33 protein-coding genes are annotated in these 25,381 nt (G+C 52.8%); 3 read left to right on the top strand and 30 right to left on the bottom strand.

All coding sequences use genetic code 11. The features are described from left to right. The first annotated feature begins 32 nt into the window (after nt 1–32). The gene (locus tag QGM61_RS07895) at nt 33–1,760 is read left to right on the top strand and encodes a methyl-accepting chemotaxis protein (RefSeq protein ID WP_281132609.1); all 1,728 of its coding nucleotides are present in this window, start codon (nt 33–35) and stop codon (nt 1,758–1,760) included. Between the two features lie 43 nt (nt 1,761–1,803). Here the strand turns inward: QGM61_RS07895 and QGM61_RS07890 are convergent, their stop codons facing one another. From QGM61_RS07890 to QGM61_RS07880, 3 genes are all read right to left on the bottom strand, one after another. Continuing rightward, nucleotides 1,804–2,526, bottom strand: coding sequence for a carbohydrate porin (locus QGM61_RS07890; protein ID WP_281132818.1), 723 nt, complete (start codon nt 2,524–2,526; stop codon nt 1,804–1,806). A gap of 49 nt (nt 2,527–2,575) precedes the next feature. Then, nucleotides 2,576–3,001: a hypothetical protein gene (locus tag QGM61_RS07885; RefSeq protein ID WP_281132608.1), complete on the bottom strand. Its 426-nt coding sequence runs from the start codon at nt 2,999–3,001 to the stop codon at nt 2,576–2,578. 142 nt (nt 3,002–3,143) lie between these two features. Next, a complete protein-coding gene (locus QGM61_RS07880; protein ID WP_281132607.1) occupies nt 3,144–4,112 on the bottom strand; it encodes a sensor domain-containing diguanylate cyclase in 969 nt (322 codons plus the stop codon). A gap of 255 nt (nt 4,113–4,367) precedes the next feature. Here QGM61_RS07880 and QGM61_RS07875 point away from each other — a divergent pair, with 255 nt between their 5' ends. Then, the gene (locus tag QGM61_RS07875; protein ID WP_237132317.1) at nt 4,368–4,856 is read left to right on the top strand and encodes a pyridoxamine 5'-phosphate oxidase family protein; all 489 of its coding nucleotides are present in this window, start codon (nt 4,368–4,370) and stop codon (nt 4,854–4,856) included. Nucleotides 4,857–4,905: 49 nt separating this feature from the next. Here the strand turns inward: QGM61_RS07875 and QGM61_RS07870 are convergent, their stop codons facing one another. The 27 genes from QGM61_RS07870 to QGM61_RS07740 form a co-directional block, all read right to left on the bottom strand. Then, a complete protein-coding gene (locus QGM61_RS07870; RefSeq protein ID WP_281132606.1) occupies nt 4,906–5,517 on the bottom strand; it encodes an alpha-ketoglutarate-dependent dioxygenase AlkB family protein in 612 nt (203 codons plus the stop codon). Nucleotides 5,518–5,549: 32 nt separating this feature from the next. Beyond that, a complete protein-coding gene (locus QGM61_RS07865) occupies nt 5,550–5,921 on the bottom strand; it encodes a VOC family protein (protein ID WP_281132605.1) in 372 nt (123 codons plus the stop codon). A gap of 26 nt (nt 5,922–5,947) precedes the next feature. Continuing rightward, nucleotides 5,948–6,319, bottom strand: a complete 372-nt coding sequence (locus QGM61_RS07860; RefSeq protein ID WP_281132604.1) for a DUF6768 family protein — start codon at nt 6,317–6,319, stop codon at nt 5,948–5,950. Nucleotides 6,320–6,343: 24 nt separating this feature from the next. Beyond that, a complete protein-coding gene (locus QGM61_RS07855) occupies nt 6,344–6,862 on the bottom strand; it encodes an RNA polymerase sigma factor (RefSeq protein ID WP_281132603.1) in 519 nt (172 codons plus the stop codon). Nucleotides 6,863–6,932: 70 nt separating this feature from the next. Further along, a complete protein-coding gene (locus QGM61_RS07850) occupies nt 6,933–7,427 on the bottom strand; it encodes a GNAT family N-acetyltransferase (protein ID WP_317622165.1) in 495 nt (164 codons plus the stop codon). After that, nucleotides 7,397–7,657: a YdeI/OmpD-associated family protein gene (locus tag QGM61_RS15340; RefSeq protein ID WP_237133393.1), complete on the bottom strand. Its 261-nt coding sequence runs from the start codon at nt 7,655–7,657 to the stop codon at nt 7,397–7,399. Before QGM61_RS15340 ends, QGM61_RS07850 begins: the two co-directional genes overlap by 31 nt. Before the next feature lie 67 nt (nt 7,658–7,724). Further along, complete coding sequence (locus QGM61_RS07840; RefSeq protein WP_281132602.1) at nt 7,725–8,261, bottom strand: MOSC domain-containing protein; 537 nt, start codon at nt 8,259–8,261, stop codon at nt 7,725–7,727. Between the two features lie 23 nt (nt 8,262–8,284). After that, on the bottom strand, nt 8,285–8,725 hold the full coding sequence (locus QGM61_RS07835) for an ion channel (protein ID WP_281132601.1): 441 nt from the start codon (nt 8,723–8,725) through the stop codon (nt 8,285–8,287). 31 nt (nt 8,726–8,756) lie between these two features. Next, complete coding sequence (locus QGM61_RS07830; protein ID WP_281132600.1) at nt 8,757–9,341, bottom strand: outer membrane beta-barrel protein; 585 nt, start codon at nt 9,339–9,341, stop codon at nt 8,757–8,759. 47 nt (nt 9,342–9,388) lie between these two features. Continuing rightward, nucleotides 9,389–9,991: a LysE family translocator gene (locus QGM61_RS07825; protein ID WP_281132599.1), complete on the bottom strand. Its 603-nt coding sequence runs from the start codon at nt 9,989–9,991 to the stop codon at nt 9,389–9,391. Between the two features lie 2 nt (nt 9,992–9,993). Further along, nucleotides 9,994–10,383: a cupin domain-containing protein gene (locus QGM61_RS07820; RefSeq protein WP_281132598.1), complete on the bottom strand. Its 390-nt coding sequence runs from the start codon at nt 10,381–10,383 to the stop codon at nt 9,994–9,996. A gap of 59 nt (nt 10,384–10,442) precedes the next feature. Further along, nucleotides 10,443–10,907, bottom strand: coding sequence for a VOC family protein (locus tag QGM61_RS07815; protein ID WP_281132597.1), 465 nt, complete (start codon nt 10,905–10,907; stop codon nt 10,443–10,445). 71 nt (nt 10,908–10,978) lie between these two features. Continuing rightward, nucleotides 10,979–12,532, bottom strand: a complete 1,554-nt coding sequence (locus QGM61_RS07810; protein WP_281132596.1) for a glutamate synthase-related protein — start codon at nt 12,530–12,532, stop codon at nt 10,979–10,981. Between the two features lie 118 nt (nt 12,533–12,650). Beyond that, a complete protein-coding gene (locus QGM61_RS07805) occupies nt 12,651–13,361 on the bottom strand; it encodes a GNAT family N-acetyltransferase (RefSeq protein ID WP_281132595.1) in 711 nt (236 codons plus the stop codon). Nucleotides 13,362–13,379: 18 nt separating this feature from the next. After that, nucleotides 13,380–14,492 carry a DNA glycosylase AlkZ-like family protein gene (locus QGM61_RS07800; protein WP_281132594.1) on the bottom strand — a complete coding sequence of 371 codons (1,113 nt, stop codon included), beginning with the start codon at nt 14,490–14,492 and terminating at the stop codon, nt 13,380–13,382. Nucleotides 14,493–14,497: 5 nt separating this feature from the next. Next, nucleotides 14,498–14,845: an SH3 domain-containing protein gene (locus QGM61_RS07795; RefSeq protein ID WP_281132593.1), complete on the bottom strand. Its 348-nt coding sequence runs from the start codon at nt 14,843–14,845 to the stop codon at nt 14,498–14,500. Between the two features lie 48 nt (nt 14,846–14,893). After that, nucleotides 14,894–15,283 (bottom strand): VOC family protein, encoded by a 390-nt coding sequence (locus tag QGM61_RS07790; protein ID WP_237132333.1) that lies wholly within the window; start codon nt 15,281–15,283, stop codon nt 14,894–14,896. 18 nt (nt 15,284–15,301) lie between these two features. Beyond that, nucleotides 15,302–16,780: a carboxylesterase/lipase family protein gene (locus QGM61_RS07785; protein ID WP_281132592.1), complete on the bottom strand. Its 1,479-nt coding sequence runs from the start codon at nt 16,778–16,780 to the stop codon at nt 15,302–15,304. A 262-nt stretch (nt 16,781–17,042) separates the two neighbouring features. Then, nucleotides 17,043–17,375: a hypothetical protein gene (locus QGM61_RS07780; RefSeq protein WP_281132591.1), complete on the bottom strand. Its 333-nt coding sequence runs from the start codon at nt 17,373–17,375 to the stop codon at nt 17,043–17,045. 164 nt (nt 17,376–17,539) lie between these two features. Then, complete coding sequence (locus QGM61_RS07775) at nt 17,540–17,941, bottom strand: GFA family protein (protein WP_281132590.1); 402 nt, start codon at nt 17,939–17,941, stop codon at nt 17,540–17,542. Nucleotides 17,942–17,991: 50 nt separating this feature from the next. Next, nucleotides 17,992–18,618: an FMN-binding negative transcriptional regulator gene (locus tag QGM61_RS07770; protein WP_281132589.1), complete on the bottom strand. Its 627-nt coding sequence runs from the start codon at nt 18,616–18,618 to the stop codon at nt 17,992–17,994. A 223-nt stretch (nt 18,619–18,841) separates the two neighbouring features. Then, nucleotides 18,842–19,936, bottom strand: a complete 1,095-nt coding sequence (locus tag QGM61_RS07765) for a serine hydrolase domain-containing protein (protein WP_281132588.1) — start codon at nt 19,934–19,936, stop codon at nt 18,842–18,844. Nucleotides 19,937–20,108: 172 nt separating this feature from the next. After that, on the bottom strand, nt 20,109–21,041 hold the full coding sequence (locus QGM61_RS07760; protein ID WP_281132587.1) for a DUF5694 domain-containing protein: 933 nt from the start codon (nt 21,039–21,041) through the stop codon (nt 20,109–20,111). Further along, on the bottom strand, nt 20,998–21,735 hold the full coding sequence (locus tag QGM61_RS07755) for a class I SAM-dependent methyltransferase (protein ID WP_281132586.1): 738 nt from the start codon (nt 21,733–21,735) through the stop codon (nt 20,998–21,000). Before QGM61_RS07755 ends, QGM61_RS07760 begins: the two co-directional genes overlap by 44 nt. An 80-nt stretch (nt 21,736–21,815) precedes the next feature. Further along, on the bottom strand, nt 21,816–23,228 hold the full coding sequence (locus tag QGM61_RS07750; protein WP_281132585.1) for an erythromycin esterase family protein: 1,413 nt from the start codon (nt 23,226–23,228) through the stop codon (nt 21,816–21,818). Between the two features lie 70 nt (nt 23,229–23,298). Continuing rightward, nucleotides 23,299–23,742, bottom strand: a complete 444-nt coding sequence (locus QGM61_RS07745) for a hypothetical protein (RefSeq protein ID WP_281132584.1) — start codon at nt 23,740–23,742, stop codon at nt 23,299–23,301. A 51-nt stretch (nt 23,743–23,793) separates the two neighbouring features. Further along, the gene (locus tag QGM61_RS07740; protein ID WP_281132583.1) at nt 23,794–24,702 is read right to left on the bottom strand and encodes a lipid kinase; all 909 of its coding nucleotides are present in this window, start codon (nt 24,700–24,702) and stop codon (nt 23,794–23,796) included. A 202-nt stretch (nt 24,703–24,904) separates the two neighbouring features. On the opposite strand from QGM61_RS07740, the gene QGM61_RS07735 reads away from it, so the two are divergent. After that, nucleotides 24,905–25,261: a DUF6249 domain-containing protein gene (locus QGM61_RS07735; protein WP_281132582.1), complete on the top strand. Its 357-nt coding sequence runs from the start codon at nt 24,905–24,907 to the stop codon at nt 25,259–25,261. The last annotated feature ends 120 nt before the right edge of the window (nt 25,262–25,381 follow it).

Here is a 25,381-nt window from a genome sequence, read left to right as displayed (position 1 = left end):
ATCTCTATCGTCGGTAAAAAAGGCTTACCCTCATGTCCGTTAAACAGAAACTCATCGGCATGGCTGCCCTCGCAGTTCTGCTACTGTTGATTGTTGGAGGCTTCGGTTTCACGGGCATTGCACAATTAAACCAATCGACCAGTCATTTACAGCTTCAGTCCAACATTCTTGGCAACCACCTGACCGCAGACATGATGCACGATGCGCTTAGTTCTGACGTGCTCGCCGCGGTGGTGGCGAGCAGCAGTGGTGATCGCGAGGCAATTGAGACAGCGCGCGCTGATCAGCGCGAACACGCACAGACATTCCGCGACATGCTGGCGGCCAATGAGTCGCTTATCACGGACCCGGAAACAGCCACCGCTCTACAGACTGTGTTGCCTGTATTAACCGACTACATCAACTCGGCCGACCGTATCGTTTCGCTCGCTGAATCCGATCTGTCTCGGGCGCTAAGTTCGTCTCCAGCCTTGACTGCCAGTGTTCTGACGATCGATGAGCCTCAGGAACAAAACAATGCCGCAGCAACCGTTGTCGAACCTGTGACAGAAGCCCGGCCAACGCAGGCCCTCGCCGAGCTGGACGACTTTCGGGCAGCATATGCCCGTCTGGCGGATGAGATGGAGAGCCTGACCAGACTCATCGAGCAAAATGCGGCATCCGTAGAGGCTGAAGCCGATGAGACAGCTATAGCATCGAACATGTTGATGAGCCTTGGTCTGGGTGTTGGTGTGCTATTGATGGTTGCACTCGCCTGGCTGATCAGTCGCAGCATTGTTGGACCATTAAACGAGTTGCTCGCCAACGCTGAAATAGCCGCCACCGGGAATCTGGGTACATCTCTTACGATTAATGGCAGTCAGGAAATCGCCAACTCAGCCAGAGCTCTGGAAACGATGCGCTTAAATCTGTCTACCATGGTAGCTGCCATTGGAGACTCGGCCAAACAACTGTCGTCTGCTTCAGATGACATGACGTCAGCCACCTCCAAGAGCCGAGGCAGTGTTGATCAACAGCAGGCGGCGATCTCCCAGGTTGCCGCTGCCATGCACGAAATGACCGCCACATCGCAGGAAGTTGCCGACAATATCAAACGCATTGCGGATGCCGCCGTTGCTGCTAACCAGGAAAGCACCGCTGGTACTGAGGTGGTCCGCGGCACAATCAGTGACGTGCGCGATCTGGCGGCACAAATAGAACAGTCTGCCGCTGTCATCAATCAACTCAATGAGGACAGCGAAGACATCTCCGGAGTACTCAGCACCATTACCGGTATTGCCGAACAAACCAACCTGCTAGCACTAAACGCCGCCATTGAAGCGGCTCGTGCAGGAGAACAAGGCCGTGGCTTCGCTGTGGTCGCCGACGAAGTTCGCACGCTTGCCAGCCGCACACAGCAGTCTATCGGACAGATTCAGGCGACCATCGAGAAGCTGCAGGGCGGCTCCCAGTCAGCGGTCAAGGCAATGGAGAGCAGCCGCAATAAATCCGGCAAAGTGATGGAGCAGGCGCGCCGTGCGGGGGCCTCGCTGGAGGCGATCGTGCGCGGGGTATCTGAAATAAAAGACATGAGCGTGCAGATCGCCGACGCGGCTGCGCAGCAGAGCACGGTGTCTGAAGATATCAGCAGATCTCTGGAGCAGATAGACGGGCAGTCACACATCACCACCGAAGGCCTGGGCCGCACCAGCCAGAGCGCGGTTGCCGTGGCGGATATTGCCTCTGAACTGACAAAGGCGGTCTCAAAATTCCGGTTGTAGGCCTGTGGCTTGTCGACGTCGGCGGGAGAGCGCAGAGAGTCAACTACATCAGCGACAGCTCCAAGCGAAGACCAAATACCAGAGCATCGTCTGAGTCGCGTTCGGCACCCGGATTGACCACGTACTGCAAATTGGTCTGAATTGAAACTACGTCCCCCAATGGTGCACGATAACTTAGTTCGAAATTGGTTTCGTGGGCAGCCGTATCAACTCCTTCAAGACGATTCAGCGATTTAAAGTCTGCGCCCGTCACACCCGTGGCCACCGCCAAACCCACGGCATCATCAGGCCGGGCCGCCAAAAATTCGCTTAACACCAAGCCTGCGCCGGTGTACCCGCTCAGCTGATTTATCTGACTGTCGGCAATACCGACTCGAACAAAACCATTTAACTGCCCGGGCAGCCAGTCAACCGGAGCAAACGCATGATCGATAAATCCGTACAGCCCTTTATTGTGGCGCGTTGACGGATCTCGCTGCACCGGATCGGCCAGTGTCTCAGTTTCCTTCGTGTAGAACCAGGCGCCCAGTCCCAGGCGGCTTTGCGAAAACTGTCGGTCAGCTTCCGCCGCCAGCAGTAACCCCTCATCACTGCTCCAGTAAATGCCACCGTGGTTGTCGTTTTCCGGATTTCCCGGCACGGCGTCCAGAATGGCAATACGGTATGACATGCTTTCCGACACGCTGCCTTGCCAGCGCAGAGCCAGCGATGTCAGGGGAAATAAAGACGGACCGCGCTCACCACTTTGAGCATAGTCCGTACCGATCCCATGAGCGGGATTGAGGAAAAAACCCGCTGTGTCGATCGCATCGAATTCAGAGTTCAGAGTTCAGATCATACAGGCCAAAACGGAGAGAGTGCGCAGATGTCCAGGTTTTGTCTATCCACAGTTCCATAATACCAAGCATGGAGGTCGTATCGATGTTGCTGATGCCATGCACGGAGCTGACTAGCCTGTCAGACAGCGTGTCATTGTTATTGTACAAACCATAGGCAAACACCGTTACACCGTCCCAGCCCCAGGCCCGTTCCGCGTCCAGTGTCAACGTCAAGTCGAGATTATCCAGATAAACCTCGTCCTGAGAGATTCCGCCGCGCTGATTGGACCACAGCTCGCCAGTGTAGATCAGCTCTGTACTGAGTGGTTCTGCGTGCAGCTGGGAACAAAACAATAGCGGCGCTGACGCTGCCAGGACAAGATTTTCAAATGCACGTGAAGAAGGGCTGGTATTGTCTCGCATGAATCAGATCGCTATAACATCGTGACTGGGTATACGAGTAATAGCGGCAGATAGCCGGCAAAGTTGATCACTCCTTTCCTGATTGATGACACGGGCAGGCGTGTCCGTCGGGTCACATCGCGATCACTGGAGCCCTGGAGTGTCAGTCAGCGGCACGCTTCGCCTTTTTGTTCGCATACATCGCCGCATCCGCCTCGTGCAGCATATCCTCAATTGACGCATGTTTGAGTGGCTCATAAGCAACCAGACCATAGGAAAACCCAAACTCGTAAGGTAGCGCCAGCTTTTCACACTGCGCCTGCAGTCGCTCACGAAACTGTTCTATCAGATTCCTGATGGTACCTGGATCAACATTGGTCATCAGGACGACAAACTCATCGCCGCCAAGTCGGGCGAACACATCCGAGGTTCTGAATGAGGAGCGCATCTGGTCCGCAAAAAGCTGAAGTACCCGATCACCCTCCGCATGCCCATGGACATCATTCACTTGCTTGAATTTATCCAGATCAAAATAGACCAGCGTCGCCGGAAACATCTGCCGTCTGCACAATTCCAGACTGTATTTGCTGAGCGTCAGAAAGCCCCGTCGGTTCGAAATTCGTGTCAGTTCATCCGACACCGCCAACTGCACAGCCATTAGCTCGCGCTCTACCATCCCTGCGAGGTCAGCCAGCATCTCTATCTCGTCCTTCTCCAACGTTCGTGGTTCACGGTCGATGATGCACAGCGTTCCCATGGGCTGTCCACTGACGGTTCGCAACGGATATCCAGCGTAGAATCGAATATGTGGTTCCCCGGTGACCAGTGGGTTATCCGCAAAGCGCTCGTCGGCCAAGGCGTTTTCGATAACAAACGCGCCTGAGTTCAGGATGGCGTGTCCACAGAAGGAGATCTGCCGATCGGTCTCGCTGGCTTCCAGTCCAAGGCAGGATTTAAACCACTGGCGATTTTCATCGATCAGACTGACCAGGGCAATGGGCACTCCAAACACCCGCCGCGCCATGCGCGTGACACGGTCGAAGCGCTCCTCAGGTGGCGTATCCAGAATATTTAGCGACTTTAGCTGGGAAAGACGCTCAATTTCGTCGGCGGGCAGTGGGGCAGCAATCATGGTTAACTCCTTGGCAGGATTTCGAAATTTTTCAGGAGGCAACCCTTACCAGCATTAACAATCGCAAGGTAGGTGTTATCGCGCCGTTAATGCAAATGTTGCTTTAGATACAAAGACAACGCAAGTCAAATTGGTGTGAATCCCGATCAGATCAGACCAAACCACTTAAAGGTTCGAGTCGTAGGCCACTATGGAGCTTATTGTTGCGCGTGATGCGTGACATCGACTTTCATCGAAGTTTACAGGAGAAAGACTATGTCCAGCCCCGAGCACAAACAGAAGATCTGGAACCTTATCAAAGACATCAAGAACGCCATGCTGACAACACGTCATGGTGAGGAGCTGCGCTCGCGGCCAATGGTGCTGGTACAGGATGAATACGACGGAACATTGTGGTTCTTCACCGACCTGGATTCAGAGAAAGTATTTGAACTTGAGGATGACAACGATGTCTGCGTGTCTTTCTCTGATCCTCACAACCATGTCTACGTCTCGCTGACCGGCACTGGCCGTGCCACGCGCGATAAAACACTCATCGATCGATACTGGAATTCAGTCATTGGCGCCTGGTTTCCGGAAGGGAAGGAGTCGCCCAATGTTGGCATGCTGGAAATCAAGGTTCACAAAGGCGAGCACTGGAACAGTGACAGCAGCAAAATGGTAAAAAGCATCAAAACCACGGCTGCAAAGGCCAAAGGTGAGCAGCCTGATCTGGGAGAGCACGAAAAATTCGGCACGAAATAAGGCCTGCGCTATCGCGCAGACGACCATATTGGCACAGAGAGAGTTCAAATTAAGACGGCGTGATTATCGTTCTGAAAGTCAGATTGACCCTTGGTCCGCGAGGGCGCGTTTCTTTCGGGATACCATGCTTCCAGTTTCTCTGTGTCTCTCCCGCCATCAATAACAGGCTGCTGGAAGGGAGCGGCAATACCACATTTTCGATGTCTTTGCGGTGCCTGTGTTTCAACACAAAGCGCCGCTCCTCACCTAATGAGACAGATGCGATGACCGGTTGCGCCCCCAGCTCCGGTTCATCGTCGGCATGGAACCCCATACTGTCCCGATGGTCGCGATAATAGTTGACAAGTACACTGTTGAACGAGGCGCCGCTCAGTGCTTCAACTTTCGATTTGATATCCAGCAAAAGATCAGACCATTGCTCGGGCGCAAGTGTTATGCCGGAGTACGAGTATTCCGCTCCCGCATCCCCGTGCCAGGCAAGCAAGCGGGGCTGAAGGTATGACTTCCCCCAGAGGGTGATGCGATCCTGGCGCCAGTTGGTCTCCCGTATCAACCGCTCCAGCAGCTGTCTGTCATCACCGAAATCAACATGGCGCCACAGGAAAATCTCCGCGTCATCAATCGCCAGTGATTCACTGTGTCCTTCATCAAAAAGATCCATCAACACACAACCTGGATAACTGACTATCCGGCTTAGACATGTTGATCAATCAGAATGGGATTGCCGTCCGGATCAAACACCGTAAAGCTCGCCGGTCCTTTATCACCCGAAATGGACGGCTCAACTATTTCAATTCCTTTGGACTCCAGTTGACGGCAAAGCTCACGTGCGTCTTCAAAGTTTTCCAGATTCTCAGCATTCTGATTCCATCCAGGATTGAATGTCAGTATGTTTTTGTCGAACATCCCCTGAAACAATCCGATGTTGGTCTCGCCATTTTTCATGATCAGAAAATTGTGAGACTCTGCGCCAGCGTAGACTTCAAAACCCAGTTTTTCATAAAAAGCTTTGGACTTTTGCAGATCTTTGACTGTCAGACTGATGGAAAAGCAACCCAGTTTCATAGTTCTCTCCGCCTCTTCAACGTGGTTCAGCTGTTGCCAGTATGCAGCTTGCCAACTGCGATTTCCAGGCGCTTGATTTCACGCATCACGGAGTTTCGATTCATCTCCATCCAGCTCCACAGCTTTAACATCCCCTGAGCATTGACTGTCATGACGAACCACACCCCCCAGAAGACCCGCTGGTCGACACTCTCTGCCATAAAGAAGCGATACCCGCACCAGATCAGGACCACGGTCAGCACGGCTATCGCCACGTAGGCAACCACCATCCAATGCCGCAGCCCACCTTTAAACGGACTGGCAGCAAACTGAATCAGCCCCTCCTTTTCTGCCATCGCCTTATCAATCTCTGCCGCATCACTTTCAAGTTCATTTTTAATACGATTGTCCAGATTCATTCTCTGCTCTCCTGAATCAATGGCTTATACGTCAAACCGCTCTTTCAGCAATCTTCGGGCCCGATTCAACCGCGACTTGACTGTGCCCTCCGAGATCCTGAGCACCTGCGCCACCTGCCTGACGGACATTTCCTCCAGGTAGAACAAGTGGATCATCTGCTTCTCCAGCGAAGGCAGTCGATTGATCGCGGCATTGAGCGATTCTTGTTGTTCACTGTTATCATCACTGAACTCGGGCTCAACATCCGACACGTCAAGTTGCTGATCCGAGTCTCTGGTTTTTTTGAGCAGATCGATACAACTCCAATGCACCAGCTGATACATCCAACTCTTGAACGCTTTGGGGTCATCTAATTGACGAATGTTTCTGGCCAGTCTGAACCAGGCTTCCTGGGCTGCATCCTGTGCTATCTGACGATCACCGCTTACTTTGTAACCATAACGCAGTAGAGCGTTCTGATAGCGCTGAAAAAGCTGTTGGAAAGCCCTGTTGTCGCCATCCTGAGCTTCCAGCACCAAAAGCTCTTCTTCAGCCTGTTGCATTCGTCACTCCGATTCACTCATCTCTTAAGACGATGCGAATGGCTGGCGGGTTCATTTAAATTTTCTTGTTTCAGTCAGGCAACGACTTCCGCATCCGTGCATTCGGAACAACAACACCGCGAACTTCCGGCAAGCGTTGCTCGACGATGCAAAAACCGTATTTTGCAAAAAAAGGTTGTGCCGTGCGGCTCACGTCCGCTGTCATTTCTTTGAGCCCCAGTGCCGCCGCTTCGCCAAGCAGCGCTGACATTAGAAGTTTGCCGATACCTTTGGATTGATGATGCCCGGAGACAAAAAAATGGTCCACATATCCATCGGGCTGTATATCTGCGTAACCCACCAGCTGTCCGTTTAACTCGGCCACGAATGGTTTTATCCCTCGAATCTTCTGTACCCATAGCTCAGGATCCAGATCATCGGGCGCCCAGGCCTGTATTTGCTGTGGAGTGTAGTCTCGACTGGCAATCAGGTGGACGGCTGAGTGAAAGACATCAAAGAGCCTGTGTTCTTCGCCTGGCCGGTAGCGACGGATATTCATGCCTTTCTTCCCTGACTCTGCTGCCATGGGCTCGGTTTCTTGTCCGTCCGGTGGACACAGCCCGGCCAACAGCACGGCCGCCGCTTTCCTTCGAGCAGCTCATCCACAGCGCGATCAATTCGCCTTAGTCGTGTTTTTTCCTGCTTGGCATCCTCAATCCAGCATATGAACTCATTGCGGGCAATCGGCGTCAAGCTTTCCCAGAGTTCAACGGTTTTGTCACTTCTCTTCAGCGCAGCGAGGAAGTCTGTCGGCATGTCATGCACAAGTCCGCCAGATAGACTGGACATATGATCACCTTTTGGTCAAATTCGACAAGCAAAGTCAGTCTACTTTTCTGATAGTGTCCCCCGACTTTACGACGCCTGCAACCGTAACCCGCGCATTGATCCCTCGAAGGTTGAGCGCTTTTCCCTCATCAGAATTTACAAATAAAACCGCGTCTTTGCCGAAACGTTCCTTGAACTTCTTGCATCCCAGGTGCGGCTCGCTGGTGACTTCCAACCTGGCAGTCCCTATCTCGAGGACCGTGCCGGCGGGCAAATTTTCAGCACTCAGATCCAGATCCACATAAAACTGATCGCCCGCAAGCGGCCAACGGTCCCTGGTTTGTGCAATCACTGAGATACTGCGAGAGTTCATCAGGTTAATCTGCATATCCGGATTGGCAGTTGCTCTTCTGCCCTTGCCATCACTTCTGGTCAGCCAGTTGTCACCTACCAGCCCGTGAGTTGAATCCAGCTCGGCGTGCGCCAGAACTTCACGCTCACCGGTTTCCGGCCTACGGACGATCAACTCCACCGTACCAACTTCTTTGGGTGAGCTCTTGATGTCACTCAAGCCCTTTTCCAGCTCGTCCATACTTGTAAACATGTCAGTTCCCTTTAATCTTTGTTCCAGTTTCTCTGCATCTCGAGGAATGTGTATGACGCCGACCATGTGATCAGCACGAATCCCACTAGTGATTGTGTGCCATAAAGAAAGCGTATTGGCCCCATGGGAATCATGTCACCATATCCCAACGTGGTGTAGGTCACCGCTGACATGAAGATATAGTCCAGAAATGACATCACCTCATAACCACTGACAACACCCACGTCATTTTTTTCTACCAGCCACCAGGCACTGATTCCGAATATCCAGATAGCGGCGACGTGAATAATAAGTATGCCGAACAATAACAGCAGAATGCGCTGTCGATGGGAAATTGCGGATCTGGCAGTAAAACGGCTAAACAGGATAAAGGCTTCGTAGTGAAGCATCACAGCCGCCACAGAGGCAGCGACTGTCGTAAAAAAAGAAAACACATGATACAGATCAAACACTCATTTCCCTTCCGCGGCAGCAGTCCCTCACCTAGAGTTCATATTTCAGTGACACAGTCAGCGCTGAACTCTTGTTGTTTAGACCAGGCCAATCTGAAAATTCCAGATCGTTTGCATTATATTCCAGATCAATCTCCAGTTGTTGTGACAACTCATAACTGACGCCCAGGCCGTAAACGATATCGGATTCATCAAACTCCAATATAGTTAACTGATTCTCCCCACCATTCCGACTGAAAAAGAAGAAGGAGGAATCAGCGCTCCACCAGAAATTGCCCACCTTGCCATAGACTGCAAGTCGTTCGGACAAGGGAAACTGGGCAATGATAGAAGCAGTTGCACCGGTGACATCAAAATCGCTGTATAACGAGTTCGGCGCAGGGTATTCACCCAAATCCTTGTACCCAAGCTCCAGGGCAAGATAAGGATTGAATTGCCAGCCGGCTGCGACTTTTAAAACAGTGGTGTTCTCTTCAGGGAGGCCCGATTGTATCCAGTTCTGCCCGACACCAGCGCTCAGATACAAGCCCGTGTCAGTAAGCTGATCGGCCTGCACCACACTCATTGGACATACCAGGCAAATAACCAATCCAGCCTTTTGTAGTCTATTCATCATGTATATACCCGTCCCTGTTGATTTACTTATGTAGGCTTATGCCGACGTCAATCTTGTCCCACTGTCGCCAGTGCGGCGCCCGCACCAAGATACAAACCGCCACTAAAGAGGCCTGTGGCACGACTGTCCGGCAGAGACTTAAGTTTGCTCGCGATTTTGCTGCTCAGCAACGCGTAAAGTGAGTCCAGTGTGACTGCCATCACCCAGAATAACGATGACAGGACAGCAACCTGAGCCAGGTAGGATTGGCCGGGGGAGACAAACTGGGGAAGGAACGCGCCGAAGAAAAGGATGGTCTTGGGGTTCGTCAGGGACACCCAGAACCCTCTGTTAAATGAGCCCAGGGCAGTGGGTGGCGTCGCCGCCACGCGTTGCAAAGACGCCTTAAGATGCCTGAATCCAAGGTACAACAGGTAAGCCACGCCCAGCCATTTCAGCCACCTCAGCCCTTCGCTTATCGCCATGACGAACCAGGCTGTTCCCAGCGCGGCGACCATTAACTGGATAATCATCGCTGCGCTGGTTCCCGCGACTGTCTGCAGGCCTCTTGACCTGCCATGCACCACGCTGGTGGTGATGATCACGATCACATTGGGACCCGGAACTATGATCAGGCCCAATGAGACGAGGACAAATAGCGCCAGCTCCATAATTACAACGCTCTGTTTTGAGTTTCCTGTCCAGGCGTAATGAAGAGCACGCGTGAGAACTCCGGTGTTTTTGCAGTATGCCAGATGCCTTTTGGCACTATCACATACTGCCCGGGCTCCGACAGCTCAATCGTCTTATCACCGTCCTCAGCTTGCAGATGAAACGTTGTCGAGCCAGCCAGCAGCACGACAATTTCGTCTCCATGCGGATGCATCTCCCAGCTTGGCCAGTCAACATCAAACTCATGACAGGAGATCAGGTCGTGCCCCTCGAAGCTGCCGTAAGTTTTATCGAGTCGTTCGTAAAGCCCCGGATCAAAGCGCTCTACCGTAGCAGCCTTGTTTGGGTTCATGACAACAAAGTCTTTCAACAGATTCAGCGGCAGCTCCATTTAAATATCCTTGTTATAGAAGTCTGATTATTGCCTGATTAAACCAGTATTGGCTACCGTCATGCCTGATCATATGCTCTCTCAAGCGCGGCAACATCAATCTTAACCATTTGCATCATGGCGCCCATCACAGCCTGAACCTTGTCGGCGTTCCCGTCGTTGATCAGTTCCATGAAACGCCTTGGAACAATCTGCCATGTCAGTCCGAACTGGTCTGTAATCCAGCCGCACTGCATCGGTGTTGCACCCGCATCGATGAACTTGTTCCAGTAACCATCGAGTTCCACCTGATCTTCACAGTCCACATAAAGTGAGAAACCTTGGGAGAAGCTGAAGTAAGAACCTCCGGCCTGATAGCCCATGAAGGACTGACCACCGATGTCGAACTCTGCTGACGTAATCGGGCCGTCTTCCCCATTGCGTGCCATTTTCCGGACTCGGGAATCCGGAAAGGTTTCAGTATAGAACCTGATCGCCTCTTCCAGGCGATCATTAAACATTAAAAACGGCGTCACTTTTGACATGGATACAGCTCCTTTGTGTTGATCCTTCTGTAGTCGTCCATGACAGGCTTATTTCGACACGCACCTGGCTGTTATTTACCCGGATAAATCGATTCTGCGCCTGAGTAGCGCACACCCGACAGCAACGCCATATCCCGGTTCCAGGTCGCCAGATCATCCGGATTGAACTTACCCAGCGAATCATGCCCACAGGCGCGCGCCATCACCTGCATCAGTTCTACCGAGGCTCGCAGAAAGTTGTTGAGCCGCTCTGCCGACGCGTCGACGTCCAGGCGTTTGCGCAGGTCCTCTCGCTGCGTCGCGATTCCTGCCGGGCAATTGTTGGTGTTGCACATTCTTGCGCCGACACAGCCGATCGCCTGAATAGCACTGTTTGCCAGTGCAACACCATCGGCACCCAGGGCCATCGCCTTCACAAAATCAATCGGCACACGCAAGCCACCTGTGATAATCAGCGTCACGCGGCCGCTGGCTTTTTGAGCATCCAGATAGCGGCGCGCACGCGCCAGGGCCGGAATGGTTGGTACACTGATGTGGTCGCGGAACATTTCCGGCGCAGCCCCCGTGGCACCGCCACGACCATCCAGAATAATGTAGTCGGCGCCCGCGTCCAGCGCAAATTGAATATCACGTTCGATATGATTGGCGCTCAGTTTGAAGCCAACCGGTATGCCACCGGTAATCTCACGCACGCGGCCAGCAAAGCGCGCAAAATCCTTGACCGTGGACAGATCCTTGAACGTGGGTGGCGACACAGCCGCTTCGCCTTCCGGAATCCCGCGTACCTCAGAGATCTTTCCCTTGTTCTTGATACCCGGCAAGTGCCCACCAGTCCCGGTCTTCGCCCCCTGGCCACCTTTAAAATGGAAGCTTTGAACCTTCTCTAACAGTTCTTCCTTATAGCCAAACTGGGCACTGGCAAGCTCATAGAAATAACGGGAGTTCGCCGCCTGTTCCTCGGGTAACATGCCGCCCTCACCTGAGCAGATGCCGGTTCCTGCGAGCTCCGCACCCTTGGCCAGTGCAATCTTGGCTTCTTCTGACAGAGCGCCGAAACTCATGTCGGAGACAAACAGGGGGATTTTTAATACCAGTGGCTTTTTGGCTTCCGGACCGATGACCAGTTCGGTCGTGACCGCGGCATCTTCCATCAGTGGTTTAGTAGCCATCTGCGCGACCATTAACTGCAGGTCATCCCAATGGGGTAAAGTGTGCCGCGGCACACCCATCGCGGTCATCGGGCCATGGTGGCCCATTTTGGACAAACCCTCGCGCGCCAACTGATGAATAAATTCGACTGTGGGTTCTTCTTTGGTTGCTTTGGGAGCCGGGGCCTCGGAATCGGAATCCGACGCGCCGGGCCCCTCCTTGCCGACCTGTTCTGACGTGAACTGTTTATGCGTGCCATCGCAGTAAGGCGCATTGGCTGTATGCTTGCATCGGCACAAATAGGCGTCGCCGCTTTCTTCTGCTTTAAAGGCTTTGGGTTTGAAATCCGTTCCTTTGTGCGACCCATCACAGAAAGGCTGATCCTTGGAACGCCCGCACATGCAAAAGTAATATTCGGAACCCTGTTTGAGTTCGACTTTGATCGGCTTGTTGTCAGCGATGATCGGGTTGCTCATACGGAAGCTCCCTGTGTTGCAAATGGGTTGCTCAAACAGGCGACTCAGAATACCGCCCTGTCAGCCGGTTTGAGGTCTTGTCTCTTAATTTCTTACGCACGCCGGCAAGAAGGAGATGTCAGCTGCCAGTATCCTCGCGGCTTAACACCCAGAGTTCATCAACTTCGCGGAAGCCCAGGTGTTGAGCCAGCTTTACGGAGGCCGGGTTGCTTTGTAGCGCCCCCCACACTGCCGTTTTACCGCGCTTCTCCATAATGCCCATGAGCGCGGTCACCGCAGAAGCAGCAAAGCCTCGGCGTCGATGGCTTGCCAGAGTATCAATGGAGATGTCCCACAGGGCTTCAGTTTCGGACGCTGCGTAAGCAAATGCAACGGGCAACGCGCCATCGAAGGCTGCCACCACTGGAACGTCATCTCCCAATACATCTAAAATTTCTTTTTTGAGAGCCTCAGGAAGGTGATCCAGCAGTGCTGCATCTGTTTGCTGCATTCTGCGGCAATCGTGTCTGGTTGTGGTGGGAAGTTCGGGTGGGGAAGCAAAAATGATGGCGAGCTCTGCTCGAAAGTCCTTAAGCACACGGCATGCTTCTGAGACATTATCCGCGAATACCAAGAGCTCAGATACCTGATTGGCCGCGTGCAACAACGGCAAGGAATCGATCTTTCCAACCACCGAGCCTATATCGTCTTCGGTGCTCCAGACGATGAACCCATCCTGGGTCGGATTCTCCAGGGCCAGTGACCGATCTGAAGCCAAAAGATCGCGCGTTTCCACCCACCGAGGCTCGTCTGCCAGACGCTCAAGGTATTTTTGCTTCACGTCATGCATGCCATGACACTCCCTGATTCAGGCCCGGTCCAGCGACAGAAAACGCTCCAGACGGATCTGCTCATCCTGCAGCGCTGATTTAAAGCCCGCTTCTTTGGGGGCGCGCCCACTGACATACCCAGGCTCCAACACCAAAGCCCCGTCATGGATCGTGGCATTGGCCCAGCCGATCACCTGGCCACGCCACAGCATCGGCAATGCGTAATAGCCACGCACCCGTTGTCTCGCCGGTGTGTAGGCCTCGAAGCGGTAGGCCCAACCCCAGAACCGCTCAAAGCGATCTCGATCCCAGACTATCGGATCAAAAGGCGCCAGGAGGCGCAACTTTTCATCCAGACTTTCATCATGGGCGAAACGGCGAACACCCGGATTATCGCCAACTGGCCAGAACCAGCTGCTACCGTCCACTGTTGCCTGCGGCAAACGAGCCCTGGCCCGCGCGAGAGCCTCACCCCGTCGCTCACGCCACTGAGGGACTGCCGAAGAACACACGCTGCTTATCAGACGGCCCAGCGTAGCCGCAGGCAGTGGGGCATATTTGGCCACGACGACGTCAATTAGTACATCAAGCACCATATCTGGCGCAACGGGCTCTTGAGCCTCAGTCGAAGACGGCGCATACAGGCGCACGCCAGCCTCACGTCGCGCCACACGCAGCAGGCCACGATAGTGCATACCATCAAGCAGTTGCGTACTGGCGCGGCTGTTACCACCAAACCAGTTTTTTGTGGTGCCATGCTGAAAAGCCGCGTCCACTTCGCGCGGATGCACAACACCGCCGCTCTTTACGAATTCCAGCACTGCCTGAGCCTGTTCCCAACGTGCAGATGACCACTCTTTGCGCGCCGTGCGCGGATGCATCAGCTGCTGCGTGTTGCGCGGCAGGATGCCATAGTTAACAAAGAAGTCTTCTTCAACAGCCAAGCGCGGATACCGGGCCTCCAGATCGCCGGCATGGTAGTCGTCAACGCGATGGCGCAGTGTCAGATCCTGGGCACGCGCAGGCGCACGTATCGGGTCAAGCTGGACAAAACCCAGCCTGGCAATCGCACGAGAGAGGGTGGTCGGTTTAAAGAGGCTGCGCGAGATGGCGTAGCGGCGCAGGTGATCTATGGTGAGGGGAGTTGCCATGCCGGTTAAATCTGTTGCAATAGTGCTGATGGCAGCCAACCATGTCTGCCTTCGTCGTTCAGGCACCACGCCCAGCCATCAAGCTGTTTGATTAATTCTAAGCTCTCGCCGGCTTCCGCGCTAAGCTCTTGGGCCGAATATTGCGATCTTGCAATGGCATCATTCGGCCCTGAGCTGACGAGATACTTCAAAGGCGCCCAACCAGTATTGCCATTTGCTGTCGTTACCCTTATCCAGCCCGGATACTCGTCATCCATCTCACCTAGACTGACGGCCTCACCGACCTCAAATGAGATCGGTTCGGGGTAGGCTGATTTGTATGATTTTATGACTCTGACTTTCATAGAGGCCATGAGCAGCGCTTAAACCTTCAGTCATGCGTTAAAGAGTATTGTTGACAGCTATGCAACGCCAAGGTCACTAATCATGACGTAGTACCCATCAGGATCTCGCAACGCGAATTCCTGCGTGCCAGTGGCAGGATTTGTGTTGGGCTCCTCCTCAAGACTGGGAACCAGCGTCCGGGCCCGCGCTAGCGCTTCGTCAAAGTCGTCAACTCTGAAAAACAACAAAAGTCCATTGCCAGGCGTGGCGCTGGCCGGGCTGGTGAGCGTGGGATGATCATGATCGCCCCATCTATGCAGACAAAGGAGCACGGTTCCATCGTCATCCAGAATCTGCCCGAAGTAGTCGTGGGCAGGCTCTCCCAGAGACTGCCCAAACAACTGTTGATACCAGCGATAACTTCTGGCGACGTCAGCAACGCCAACAATTGTCCAGGTTCTTTTCATCTAATGTCCTGAGTTACTTTACGTCAGATTCATGACTCGCTGCATTATCTGCCGACGCTCGCTGATCGGGTCTTCGACTATCTGGCTCTCGTTATTCAGCACCATGACTTGACGCGACGCACCGGTATAGACAGGCCAGTCCGGGAGTTTGCCAGTATCGGGGTTGCCGCTTCGCGCGAAGGCAATCCAGCTGTCGCTGATCTTGTCCGCCATCGCACGCTCTTCGGCGGTGCCGGTTGTGAATCCATACACCGTACGCTCAGCATGAGTGTTGTCAAAGACAAATGGAATGTCCAGCGCATGGGGCGTCATCAGACGACCATTAAGCGTCTGGGTTTCCCAGGTCAGATAGTAGGAACGGACTGGCGCAGCATTCAATGCAGCACGACGTTCAGCAATAACCGTGCAAGGCACTACGTAAGCGCGATCGCTGACAATCAGGAAGAACAGTTCGCTGGGCGAGGCATCCGGCTCGGCGCTGCGATAGACATCAACGACTTCACGTGTCATGTCTCCCAGTATTGACTCTAGCCGCTGCATCATCGTGGCTTCATCAAGGTTAAATGCTTCAGTGTCGCCTCGCATTTGCAGGGTCAGCTCAGTGCGATTGGCGCCCACGATCAGGGGCACATCCGGATTAACGGCGGAGGCGGTCGGGTGAAACGGTGAGGCAGGCAGGGCATCGCCATCCACAACCGGCGCAAAACTGCTGGTTCGTGAAATGGCCTGATATGCGGCGATACTACGTTCGACCGGGGCGTTCTGCAGGCCCTGCATATCACCGGTTTGCAGACCCAGTTCCTCAAATAGCGAGGTAGCCTGACGTGTGCCGGCCTCTGCCGAGGCCAGACGAATGGTGGGCCCGCTTTGAATCACTGCACGGTGAAACAGCCCCTTGGCGGCAGGCATGGCCAGCAATGTACCGACCTTGCGACCACCGCCGGACTCACCGAATATCATTACATTGTCCGGGTCACCACCAAACTGTTCAATATTGCGTTGCACCCACTGCAGTGCCGCGACCAGATCCAGCATACCTGCTGTCCCGGCATGCGCAAATGGCTCGCCACCCAGTTCCGCCAGATGGGTGAAGCCCATGATATTGAGGCGATGATTGACCGTGACGACAACCACGTCACCACGATTGCAAAGATTGGTGCCATCGTAGCTGGGGCTGGAACCGCTGAGGCTGGTAAAACCACCGCCATGACACCAGAACATCACTGGCCGCCTCCGGTTGCTGTTGGCTTCCGGTGTCCAGACATTGATCACCAGGCAGTCTTCACTCTGACCGGCTGCCAGCTGACCGTCGCTACCGAGTGTTTGTGGTGCTGTTGGTCCGTACTCGACCGACTCGCGGATTCCCGCCCAGGCCGTTGCTGGCTGCGGTGGACGAAAGCGGTTCTCTCCCGCGGTGGACGCGCCATAGGGTATGCCTTTGAACACGCTCACCCCTTCATTGACATAACCACGCACTCTGCCAGTGTCGATCTCCACGACCGATGAGGGTGAGCTTTGCGCGGCAACACGGCCGGGCAGCCACAGACCACTGGCACCGATAGCACCAACGGCACCCAGCTGTATGGATTAACGCAAGAACCGGCGACGGCTTTGCAGTCTTGGGGATTGTCCGCGTGATGATCCTGTCATGATTAGAGTTCCAGTCAAAAATTACTTGTCTAGCATTCAGAATCAGAGATTACAATAGAAATCCGGCAGCTTACTGGAAGGACGAGATGAGGCCTTTAGGCGGCATTGACTAGGCCTGTAGTTTATCTTCTTGATAATCCGCAGCCTCAATCAGCAGGGCTGCCAGCTCCCGCGCTTCGCCTGCCGGAAACGAAACGGTATACCCTCTCATACTTCCCAATGAGGTCGTTGAAATTTCCAATCCAACAAGTCGCACTGGCCCACCATCAACAGCGTGTACTTTAACCTCGTAGGAAACTATTTTTCTTTTGGAGGAAACGCTATCAAACGTCTTGATTATTTTACCACCCAAGAGGACACCTTTGCCGCGTTTCGTAAACGCTGCAATAAAAACCCAGGCGAATGCTATAATGAAAAATGCTAATGATATTCCTTCGGCCATAGCGCCTCCTCACTCCGAGCATATCGCGTATTCATTTTGGCACCATCGATATCTGTGGCCGGCAGCTCAATGTAATTGATTTTTACTTTTGTCATCTCGGCCTCGTAAGCCTGACCGTCTGTAATCAACGTAAAGTGCTCGACGGTTTGCTACATTGCGTCAACTTACTTCGGCAGACCCTCAAACTCTGGCGCGTCACCAATCGAATCACTCCACGACGCTCTGCTTGATGTAAAGATACGTGCGGTTGGCAACAGAGCTACTTCCGTATCCAGACACCCGGCCGGAACGACTACTAGACCTGCTGTGTCCGCGCTTGGCAGCGCGGAACCACAAAACTTACAGAAACATTTGTTGTGACGAGTACCCGGAAGCGTAAAGGAGCTCACAGCCGACTCACCGGCAAGCCACTTCAACTCTGCCGACTGTGAGAATAGATTCGCCGCATGGGCAGAACCCGTATCCTTTTGACAGTGCCTGCAATGACAAAGGTAAAAGCTGTCGAAGTCTCCAAGGACTTCAAATTTCACAGTGCCGCAAAGGCAAGACCCTTCATGCCTGGTCATAGAATTCCTTTCTGTTTTCTGCAGATGACACACATATGGCGCCCTTCATGTTAGCTGATGAGCCCTGCCATCTCACGGCTGTGTGCTCTATCCCCGGCCTCGAGTCCTGCTTTAACACCTGCACGATTTCTTTCTGGCTGATTCTGACTTGCTTTCAGTTTGCCAGTCAAAGTCTCAATGGTGATTTCAACACCAACGATTGCCGTTATCAGCCGATCTGTATATTCCGATGGCGCGTCATCAACAGACCAGGGATCACTCATACCAGACTCATGCTGATCTGTCAGCTGATGAAGATGCTGTTGCAGCCAGTTACTGTTCTCGATAATTCGGGCGCTGCCCTGCGCGTGTACAGCAAGATAATTCCAGGTTGGGACCACCCGGCCTGTTTCTGCCTTCGTCTCATACCACGACGGTGAAATGTAGGCATGTGGCCCCTGGAAGACCACAAGAACGCGCGCCCCTTCTTGTAGTCGTTTCCAGGCGGGGTTGCTGCGAGCCAGATGACAGTGAAGCTTGCCAGGAGAACCTTCTGGATCAGCAACTAACTGGAAGGGAACATGGTTCGCCTCAATGCCAGCACCATCCGCAACCACCAACAGACCAAACCCATAGTCACGAATATACTGCTGAAGCTTTCCGATGTCGTCTTCCTTGAAATGAGCTGGCACATACATGCTTTATTACTCCCTGCAATCTCTTGTTAGAAACCTTTTTTCAAAATGTTTCGGATCCGTGCCTTTACGGACGGTGCCTCATCACGCATAGCCATCTCAAAGTATTGCCCGGCCTCTTTTTTATACTCTAAATGGTGTTTACTTAATTCATAGAAGCCGTTGTATGACCAGGAGCGCTGCTCCATGATCTTTCGAGTGGTGACGTTCAGCCATATAGATCATTTCAATAAACGAACGATCGAAGAAATGTCTGCGCGAATTCCGAACGCTGAACTTCGGCCCGGTCAAGTGGATTGTCCCACCAGACACCCTCACTGTTGGCCAAGAGAATGAAACAAAGACCCAGGGCAGGCACCTTAAGATACAGCGCTGAATAGGCATCCTCCCACCATCCCGAATGCCAGACGAGTGTGTGCCCCTGATACTCCTGCACATACCAGCCAATGCCATACGGGAAGAGCTCACCGTTGCGCGACGTGGTGGCCGCCATCATTTCTGCCTTCGACTCTGCTGAGATTAACACCCCCTGATCAAGCGCGATGTCGAACCTGGCAAGATCGAGAACGGTGGTGATGACTCCTCCGGCAGCGCCGTCACCCTGAGGTGGAGGTGCAGGCGCGCGCTGCGGCGCTCCAGAACTGTCAATTCGATAAGGAGGGGCTAACTGCTGAGCCAGATCGTCACGTAGCGGCAGGTTCCTGTGCCTGCGCGCCGACTGCTCCATTTCAGCCACATCGAAAATATGCTGCTGGATAAGAGTCGAGAAAGACTCGTCAGCGGCTGCCATGATGGGACGCGATGCCCATGAATAGAGAATGGGGTTGTACGAGAAACGGGTATTGGGCACTCCCGTCGCCGTGTGAGACAGCAGATGTCGAAGCGTATGGCCGGCGGGCTGGCATCGCAGTTCTTGCGCAAAGATGGACGGTTGCTGGCTGAAGTCTGCACAAAAGCGTGACCATTCACTGTAGTCAACAATTGGCCTGTCAAGATCAAGTATACCTTGCTCCGCGAGCCTGAGGGCCAGTACGGCAGAGAGTGGTTTCGAGACAGATGCGACGTCATAAACGGTAGTGGCAGTAGCTGGAATGCCATTTTCGACATCAGCATAACCAAGTCCTGTGGCAAGGACGACTGCGTGATTTTTCACGACAGCCACAGACATTCCGGGAATATTGGCCGCTTCTCGCAGTTTGTCGAGCTGTTGGGCAAAAGCTTCGAGGTCGTATGACTCCCCGCCTGCTGAGGTTTGACTCTGCGCGGATGACAGACTTGGAAGCGAGGCCAGCAGGAGCGTGAGAATGATGATTTTCTTCATTTGATTATGGCCTTTCATGTCTGACGCCTATTGAGGATAGATCGGTGTCCCTCAGGAGATGTCTGTTATAAGTAATCGCTCCATTAATTTAGGTTTCTCCTTTCAAATTTAACCCGCACTCGTCAGTGCTGGACGCCGGTCCAGTCGGTCTGCAATTTTTTGTTAGATGCCATCACCGGAGAACGTCACTCGTATTGACGACTTTAAACGCGCCCGACTCAATAGCAAACTGTCTTAACGAGTAGGCGTGCGAAGCTCCGTAGATTACGAGAACGCGGTCATCGGTATTTTGTGCAAGCCGAACCAGGTTATTGAAGATCATAAGATTCCGGACGTGCCAGTGACCAACCCAGATTGCGCCGGGAGAATAGTCCTCTGTACCTATCTGGGCAACATCGTAATACATTCGATGAAATGCCAGCAGACCGTCCTCGCTATTCATGTCCCGAATCCATTCCGTCATACTGCGTGAGCCTGGCTGCAGGTAATCCGCAAGCCCCAGCACGTCAGGATTGTTCAGCGCAGCCACGCGCTCATCGTGTCCGTTAGCCTCGCCATAGTCATGCCAGTTGTAGTCTTCGGTATAGCCACCCGGAGGCGCGCCTTGCCAATCGACAGGATAAACAGTCTCGTGGCCCAGCATCTTCGCCAGCCGCAGCCCGATTTGGCTGGCTTCCGACCTATCCAGATCCGCGGCCCCGGTCACGTAATCCTGGTAGTAGCCGTTAAATCGATCATGGTTTTCATGTGATACTTCCACCGCGATATGGGTCGGCCTGAACTCCGCCAGTTTGTCAACCAGGTTCTGAATTTCATTCTGGCGAGCAGCCGTCAAAACATCATCAACTTCAGCATTGATGTTATCGAGCCCGGGATTAGAGAAATGCATTGAGCCGAGCACTAGAAGCGTTGGACGGTTTGCGTCAGTGCGCTCGACAAGCAGTTGCGGGACGGGCTCAGCGGAAGCCCACATCGTGTAGAACACCAAGAAGGCGAGGCATTTTGATTTAATCCAGCAGCCATGCTTCATATTTTCAATCTCCTGTTGGAAACGCCAGTCTTTATCGAGGAGCCTTCGCGACCACAAGTCGGTACCCTGCATCATATGATTTTGCAGTAAGCAACGAAGCGTAACGGCGCTCCCACTCACCGGTTTCGAGGTCACGCCCAAGCTTCTCCAGGCCTGGCTTCGCATTGCGGATCGACCAGAACGAGGAGCTGCCCGAACGAATCTTTTCATTAAGATACGCCGCAGGCCGACGCCAGTACGCGTATAGAAAACCATCACTACAATCGTGTGGAATGGGCACCGGTGAAACATCGACCGGTCCCAACCATCGCTCATAATCGGACATGCGTGGCATCTGAGCGTCGTCCAGTGCAGACAACTCGGGGATGTAGTCTGTAAGCCAAGGCCTGTGTTCAGGATCGAAAGTAAAAAGTACGATCTGATCTCGTGTCACCCGACGCATCTCACGCAAACCAGCCTCTTTGTCTGGCCAATGATGAATGGTAAGGATTGCCATGGCAGCGTCAAAACTTTTGTCATCAAACGGCAGGTCTTCGGCACTCGCCTGAATCACATGGGCAGCTGTTGGGCTGCGCTTTCGGATCATCTCTCGCGAAGGCTCAACAGCCGTAACGGTCCTATCGACTGGCTCGTACGACCCTGTGCCAGCGCCCACATTCAGAATATTCTGTGCAGACCCCAGCGCATCAGATATCAGCCTGCCAATTCGCCGATCTGGTTTGCGAAGTTCCGTATAGTTGATACCGATAGTGTCGTACTTCGCGTCCATTCCTGTCTTCTCCGCGATTTCCGTCGCAATAGGGTCAGGCACTGCATTCACTGTCTATCCGCCCGCTGCGAGGGCAATTATTAAATACAATCCGGCGATACCGAACCCAGGAAATATGCCAAGTCGAATGAAGGTGTAGTAGGAAACGCGTAACTGCCAAACCCATTCCAGTGATCCTGCACCTGTTGAAGCCATGATGCCACATTAGACGGAGCAGTTCTTAGATCAACCAGGTAATCCGGTTTAGTATCCAAGGCAAACATCGCTTCGACCGACCCGGCAGGCGGAGGTGCAAGCTCCCGTGAAATACGTTCGTCGATGGGCATCGCGCAGATATCAATCTCTCCACTCTCGATCAGGCTAAGTATACTGACCCAGTCGTCACCGTACTTATCGCGAGCATATCGCCCGAATGGCGCAACACCGTCATCATCTCCTCCTGAAGTCAGATACCATGGGGAGGACGTAATATGAGAGACCGATGCAAAGACAAGCAATCGACCATCTTGACCGAGCTGCTCCAGAATCCATTCTAAATTGTCGAACATGATACGATCGCGCATCTCCTGAGCTGCAATATTCCAATCGAAACCGTCGGACGACTCCCAGCCGACAGGAATTTCACGAAACCAGGCGTCAGTCTGACTGGCAGCAGTGGCCGCATGAGCGCTCCACTCATACTCATCTAGACTGCTCGCTGCGATGTATTGAAAACGGTGTCGCTCGAAAAGTGATACTAATTCTGATATTGAAGCAGTAAGGTCTTTTCGCTCTTCGTTTGAGAGTGTCCCGTAAGCGAATATTTCGGCCAGAACTGGCAAATAGGGCTCAAATCGGTCGCTGAACTCATCAGCGGATTGTCGATCCACCTTTTTTAGATATTCAAGCGCTGTTCGAAGGGCTGTATCGGGGTTTCTGGCGGCCGCACTGTTGTAAGGGCTACCCGAAACGTCCATCCCAAAAAAGCGAATTTTTTTGGAACCAGCAGGTAGGCTCTTATTGTGTTGTCTAATCCATGATATCAGCTCTCGGTTCTGCTGAAACTGACCAAAGCCGTTTGAAAACCCAAGGTCAAAGAGCAAATCAGGATCGCCATCACCGCCTGCAACATAGTCATCCAACAACTGGCTCTCGATGACACCAGACTCAATCGCAATTGCGTCGAAACCAATCTCTTCGACCAAATACCTAAATACCCGATTGCGAAATAGCATTGGCTCTCTCGCCGCGTGCACACTTTCACTCACGGCAACAATACGAGCATCACCCACCATCTCTCTAAGAGGGCTTAGATCTTCAGTACTGGCAGACAATTCATCTAGTGATAGCTCATGGGCGGCTTGATTCAACCAGTCTGAAAATTGAACTTTTTGAATTGATTCTTGCTGAGCAGCAGCACTGGCACCAATAAGCACGAGAATACTGGAAAGAATTGCAGCCGACATCGTTAAGCGCCCGGGTTGATGCCTCTTAGTCTCTTCAGTTTTGAACATCACACTGCCCTCGAATAGAGTCTGTTGCGTCACTGCTCCACTAGCGCAATTGCTCGCATGCAATCAAGGGTCAAGCCGTCTTTGCCCGTTCCAGCTTGGCCGTCGCCTCTTTGATACTTGTCAAACACTCTGCCCGTAACGACGGAAACTCTTTGTCGATCACAGACATTTCGGAATCGTTTAAAAGCTGTTCGAGTTGAGATTCTTCAGCCAGTCTTTGGTCAATAATTTCGACTGTCTGATCGGCAGAAAATGCGGCCTCCAGTCGCTGCAATAAATGCTGGCCCGTTTGTCGGTCCGGATCGGGGACCGAGGGCAGGTCGTCACTGGCCCGGATGGCCACGGCTACTGATTTCTCCAGAACCTGTCGGCTTTCTGCAAGCTGCATAAACAGTTCCTTGACTGCACTGTCACTCACAAACTCAGCAGCGTCACGATAGTCTTCGTCACTGCTTATAAGCGCAACATGTAAGTTGTTCAGTGCAACCTGTAGGTCATTGCGCAATAAACTCATATTCATTTCCCTTCTGATGGTTTTTTACCGCAGACGATAAATCAGCAAACTCTATTCAACCAAAGAAATCGGTTTGGGTGCTAGAATTTCGAGTGCATCTGGTAACACTTTAAAATGTGCCGGTGTGCTAGTCACCGGTTCGCCATCGGCGTGAATAGCCATCACTTTCCGCCCTGTTGTCAGGGTGATGCTTTCGGCCTGCAGATTGAACACCCGTGCGTTGTATCTTTGCCGACCATCACGCAGTAAAGGCGCCAACGTTAACAGCTCCCAAACCCCCTGCGGGCGTAGACTGTACAATGATAACTTTCCATCATCGATGCGTTTTTTTTCATCAATCACATTGCCACCACCATAGTAGCGTCCATTGCCAACCGCAATCTGTATAGAGCGCTGGCGGTGAGGAACGTCATCGGCAGTTATGGTGACCTTAAATTGCTTTATCCGCAGCAGTGCCGAAAAGAATGCCTTCAGGTAGCTAAAAACGCCCCAGTGCTTTTTCACTTCATCGCTTAACTCTTCGGTAACCTGCACTCCCAACCCGAGATGCGCGACATTAAAAAAGTAGTGGTCGTTTACCATACCCAGGTCAATCGACTGACGCACACCCGACACAATGACATCAAACGCTTCGTCCAGTTCGCCGGTAAGCCCTAGCGAACGAGCCAGATCGTTGGCCGTACCCAGGGGCAATATGGCCAGCACCAGGCCACTCTCATGCATTGTGCCAGCCATGGAACTGATTGTGCCATCGCCCCCGCCGACGATCACCAGATCCAGTCGTTCTTTACGATCCAGCACCGCGCGGCGGCTTTCCTCAGGGCTCTTTGACACCAATCGCTCAATTTCAATGCCAGCCCGCTCCAGCTTTGCAATGCCTTCGTCCAATTGTGCGCCGGCGCACTGTCGGGCTTTGGGATTAGTGATAAGCAACGCCTGGCGTATATCTGTTCGATTCATTCGATTTCGCTTTCCCTGTTTGCTCACTGTCTCAGGGTCACAGTAAACGAGTTTACATTCAAGACCCTTTAGCTGCCTGGCTCAACAGCGATATCTCAAAATTAATCGTTCATCACTACATCCAAATGCCGGAATCACAGCATTGTCAGGGTAAGAGTGGCTGAAAAGCCTGATTTTAACCCCTGCACTGAGGATACATACGATGGGCGGAGATACACTTATTGCCATGACCTTGTTTATCGGTTTGTTCGGCAGCCCGGTTGCGATGCTTTATATTTACCTGAAGTACCGTAGCAAAAAGCTGAAAATCATCGAAAAGATGCTGGACGGTAATCGGGAGGTCACACCCGAAATGCTGTCTGTGCTCAATCAACCCAACACCAGCACGCCGGGCACTGACATCCGCATGGCTGTGTTCTACCTGACGATTGGTATCGCTATCTTTTTAATGCTGATGTTTGAAGTGTTTGGCAACCCTGCCCGACTGAGCCTGTTAAGTTTACTGCCTCTGAGCATTGGCATAAGCTATCTCATCGCATCGCGCCTTAAAGAAAGCTGATCTGTTTACCAACCCAGGCGGCAACGGTTTGCCAGACAACAATGCTCGTCACATGTCCAAGCTGAACTGTAATCCCCCCAATAATCCGGGGCAGTTATAAGTAGAAAATTCCGTTAAAAT

Origin of the sequence: Pseudohongiella sp. SYSU M77423 (genome assembly GCF_029911965.1) — a bacterium.
In the GTDB taxonomy this organism is placed as follows: Bacteria; Pseudomonadota; Gammaproteobacteria; order Pseudomonadales; family Pseudohongiellaceae; genus Pseudohongiella.
This window is presented reverse-complemented; position numbering and strand designations above follow the sequence as displayed.

Bases quoted from the DNA above. Each gene is read 5' to 3' on its own strand.
- QGM61_RS07895 (WP_281132609.1), top strand. From the start codon at position 33: ATGTCCGTTAAACAGAAACTCATCGGCATGGCTGCCCTCGCAGTTCTG.
- QGM61_RS07885 (WP_281132608.1), bottom strand. From the start codon at position 3,001: ATGCGAGACAATACCAGCCCTTCTTCACGTGCATTTGAAAATCTTGTC.
- QGM61_RS07880 (WP_281132607.1), bottom strand. From the start codon at position 4,112: ATGATTGCTGCCCCACTGCCCGCCGACGAAATTGAGCGTCTTTCCCAG.
- QGM61_RS07875 (WP_237132317.1), top strand. From the start codon at position 4,368: ATGTCCAGCCCCGAGCACAAACAGAAGATCTGGAACCTTATCAAAGAC.
- QGM61_RS07870 (WP_281132606.1), bottom strand. From the start codon at position 5,517: ATGGATCTTTTTGATGAAGGACACAGTGAATCACTGGCGATTGATGAC.
- QGM61_RS07865 (WP_281132605.1), bottom strand. From the start codon at position 5,921: ATGAAACTGGGTTGCTTTTCCATCAGTCTGACAGTCAAAGATCTGCAA.
- QGM61_RS07860 (WP_281132604.1), bottom strand. From the start codon at position 6,319: ATGAATCTGGACAATCGTATTAAAAATGAACTTGAAAGTGATGCGGCA.
- QGM61_RS07855 (WP_281132603.1), bottom strand. From the start codon at position 6,862: ATGCAACAGGCTGAAGAAGAGCTTTTGGTGCTGGAAGCTCAGGATGGC.
- QGM61_RS07850 (WP_317622165.1), bottom strand. From the start codon at position 7,427: ATGGCAGCAGAGTCAGGGAAGAAAGGCATGAATATCCGTCGCTACCGG.
- QGM61_RS15340 (WP_237133393.1), bottom strand. From the start codon at position 7,657: ATGCCGACAGACTTCCTCGCTGCGCTGAAGAGAAGTGACAAAACCGTT.
- QGM61_RS07840 (WP_281132602.1), bottom strand. From the start codon at position 8,261: ATGGACGAGCTGGAAAAGGGCTTGAGTGACATCAAGAGCTCACCCAAA.
- QGM61_RS07830 (WP_281132600.1), bottom strand. From the start codon at position 9,341: ATGATGAATAGACTACAAAAGGCTGGATTGGTTATTTGCCTGGTATGT.
- QGM61_RS07825 (WP_281132599.1), bottom strand. From the start codon at position 9,991: ATGGAGCTGGCGCTATTTGTCCTCGTCTCATTGGGCCTGATCATAGTT.
- QGM61_RS07820 (WP_281132598.1), bottom strand. From the start codon at position 10,383: ATGGAGCTGCCGCTGAATCTGTTGAAAGACTTTGTTGTCATGAACCCA.
- QGM61_RS07815 (WP_281132597.1), bottom strand. From the start codon at position 10,907: ATGTCAAAAGTGACGCCGTTTTTAATGTTTAATGATCGCCTGGAAGAG.
- QGM61_RS07810 (WP_281132596.1), bottom strand. From the start codon at position 12,532: ATGAGCAACCCGATCATCGCTGACAACAAGCCGATCAAAGTCGAACTC.
- QGM61_RS07805 (WP_281132595.1), bottom strand. From the start codon at position 13,361: ATGCATGACGTGAAGCAAAAATACCTTGAGCGTCTGGCAGACGAGCCT.
- QGM61_RS07800 (WP_281132594.1), bottom strand. From the start codon at position 14,492: ATGGCAACTCCCCTCACCATAGATCACCTGCGCCGCTACGCCATCTCG.
- QGM61_RS07795 (WP_281132593.1), bottom strand. From the start codon at position 14,845: ATGGCCTCTATGAAAGTCAGAGTCATAAAATCATACAAATCAGCCTAC.
- QGM61_RS07790 (WP_237132333.1), bottom strand. From the start codon at position 15,283: ATGAAAAGAACCTGGACAATTGTTGGCGTTGCTGACGTCGCCAGAAGT.
- QGM61_RS07780 (WP_281132591.1), bottom strand. From the start codon at position 17,375: ATGGCCGAAGGAATATCATTAGCATTTTTCATTATAGCATTCGCCTGG.
- QGM61_RS07775 (WP_281132590.1), bottom strand. From the start codon at position 17,941: ATGACCAGGCATGAAGGGTCTTGCCTTTGCGGCACTGTGAAATTTGAA.
- QGM61_RS07770 (WP_281132589.1), bottom strand. From the start codon at position 18,618: ATGTATGTGCCAGCTCATTTCAAGGAAGACGACATCGGAAAGCTTCAG.
- QGM61_RS07765 (WP_281132588.1), bottom strand. From the start codon at position 19,936: ATGAAGAAAATCATCATTCTCACGCTCCTGCTGGCCTCGCTTCCAAGT.
- QGM61_RS07760 (WP_281132587.1), bottom strand. From the start codon at position 21,041: ATGATGCAGGGTACCGACTTGTGGTCGCGAAGGCTCCTCGATAAAGAC.
- QGM61_RS07755 (WP_281132586.1), bottom strand. From the start codon at position 21,735: ATGGACGCGAAGTACGACACTATCGGTATCAACTATACGGAACTTCGC.
- QGM61_RS07750 (WP_281132585.1), bottom strand. From the start codon at position 23,228: ATGTTCAAAACTGAAGAGACTAAGAGGCATCAACCCGGGCGCTTAACG.
- QGM61_RS07745 (WP_281132584.1), bottom strand. From the start codon at position 23,742: ATGAGTTTATTGCGCAATGACCTACAGGTTGCACTGAACAACTTACAT.
- QGM61_RS07740 (WP_281132583.1), bottom strand. From the start codon at position 24,702: ATGAATCGAACAGATATACGCCAGGCGTTGCTTATCACTAATCCCAAA.
- QGM61_RS07735 (WP_281132582.1), top strand. From the start codon at position 24,905: ATGGGCGGAGATACACTTATTGCCATGACCTTGTTTATCGGTTTGTTC.